Below are 1975 nucleotides of genomic sequence, written 5' to 3'. Positions count from 1 at the left end.
GTCCTCGTCGAGGCTGGCGGCCAGGGTGTCGACCAGCGCGGTGCCGACCACCGCGCCGTCGGCCAGCCGCGCCGCCTCGGCGGCCTGCTGCGGCGTGCGGATGCCGAAGCCGATGCAGACCGGCAGGCCGGTGTGCCGGCGGATGCGCGGGATCGCCTGCTCCAGGCTGGCGCTGCTGGCGCTCTTCGTGCCGGTGATGCCGGCGATCGAGACGTAGTAGACGAAGCCCGAGGTCGCCGCGAGCACCCGCGGCAGCCGCGCCTCGTCGGTCGTCGGCGCGATCAGCCGGATCAGGTCGAGGCCATGCGCCTCGGCGTGCGGCTCGACCTCGTCCGCCTCCTCCGGCGGCACGTCGACGATGATCAGCCCGTCGACGCCGGAGGCCGCCGCATCGGTGCAGAAGCGCTCGACGCCGTAGGAGAGGATCGGGTTGTAGTAGCCCATCAGCACGACCGGGGTGGCGTCCTCCTCGCGGCGGAAGTCGCGCACCATGGCCAGCACGCGGGACAGCGTGGCGCCCGCCTTCAGCGCCCGCAGCGCCGCCTGCTGGATCGACGGGCCATCGGCCATCGGGTCGGTGAAGGGCACGCCGATCTCGACGATGTCGGCGCCCGCGCCGGGCAGGCCGCGCAGGATGGCCAGCGAGGTCGCCGGGTCGGGGTCGTAGGCCTGGAGGTAGGTGACGAGCGCCTTGCCGCCCTCCTCCTTCAGCGCCGCGAAGCGGGCCGCAATCCGGCTCACATCTCCACTCCCAGATGGCGCGCCACGGTGAAGATGTCCTTGTCGCCGCGGCCGCAGAGGTTCATCAGCAGGATCTGCTCGCGCGGCATGGCCGGCGCCCGTTTGGTCACCTCGGCGAGCGCATGCGCCGGCTCCAGCGCCGGGATGATGCCCTCGAGCTTCGAGCAGAGCTGGAAGGCGGCCAGCGCCTCGTCGTCGGTCGCGCCGACGTACTGCACGCGGCCGAGTTCGTGCAGCCAGGAATGCTCCGGCCCGACGCCGGGGTAGTCGAGCCCGGCGCTGATCGAATGCGCCTCCTGCACCTGGCCGTCGGCATCCTGCAGCAGGTACATGCGGTTGCCGTGCAGCACGCCGGGGCGGCCCTTCTCGAGCGAGGCGGCGTGCTCCTCGGTGTGCAGGCCGCGGCCGGCCGCCTCGACGCCGACCATCTGCACGGAGGGGTCGTCGAGGAAGGGGTAGAACAGCCCCATGGCGTTCGAGCCGCCGCCGATCGCCGCGACCAGCGCGTCCGGCAGCCGGCCCTCGGCCTCGTGCATCTGCGCCCGCGCCTCCGCGCCGATCACGCTCTGGAAGTCGCGCACCATCTGCGGATAGGGGTGCGGGCCGGCGACGGTGCCGATGCAGTAGTAGGTGTCGTCGACATTGCCGACCCAGTAGCGCAGCGCCTCGTTCATCGCGTCCTTCAGCGTGCCCGCGCCGGCGGTCACGGGGCGGACCTCGGCGCCCAGCAGCTTCATGCGGAAAACGTTGGGCTGCTGCCGCTCCACGTCGGTCGCGCCCATGAAGACGGTGCAGGGCAGGTCGAACAGCGCGCAGGCGGTGGCCGTCGCCACGCCGTGCTGGCCAGCGCCGGTCTCGGCGATGATGCGGGTCTTGCCCATGCGGCGCGCCAGCAGGATCTGCCCGAGCACGGCGTTGATCTTGTGCGCGCCGGTGTGGTTCAGCTCGTCGCGCTTGAAGTAGACCTTGGCGCCCTTGTCCGGCGCGGCATCCTTCCGCAGGTGCTCGGTCAGCCGCCCCGCGTACCAGAGCGGGCTGGGACGGCCGACGTAGTGCGTCAGCAGGTGCCGCCATTCCGCGTCGAACTGCGGGTCGCGCCTGGCCGCCTCGTAGGCCTGCTCGACCTCGAGGATCAACGGCATCAGCGTCTCGGCAACGAAGCGGCCGCCGAACTGGCCGAAACGGCCCCGGCCGTCAGGGCCCTGGCGAAAGGTGTTGGGCAGCGGCTTGTTCA

Annotated in this window: 2 protein-coding genes; both read right to left on the bottom strand. The window is 72.0% G+C overall.

Going from position 1 to position 1975, the window contains the following annotated elements; all coding sequences use genetic code 11:
• A partial coding sequence (gene trpA, locus E2C06_RS38565) for a tryptophan synthase subunit alpha (protein WP_193560542.1) occupies positions 1 to 741 on the bottom strand: 741 nt, incomplete at its 3' end.
• Positions 738 to 1975: tryptophan synthase subunit beta (trpB, locus tag E2C06_RS38560; RefSeq protein WP_241671631.1), on the bottom strand; the 1238-nt coding region annotated here is incomplete at its 5' end. The genes trpB and trpA, both read right to left, overlap by 4 nt.

The organism is Dankookia rubra (assembly GCF_004355005.1).
GTDB lineage: Bacteria > Pseudomonadota > Alphaproteobacteria > Acetobacterales > Acetobacteraceae > Paracraurococcus > Paracraurococcus ruber_A.
This window is presented reverse-complemented; position numbering and strand designations above follow the sequence as displayed.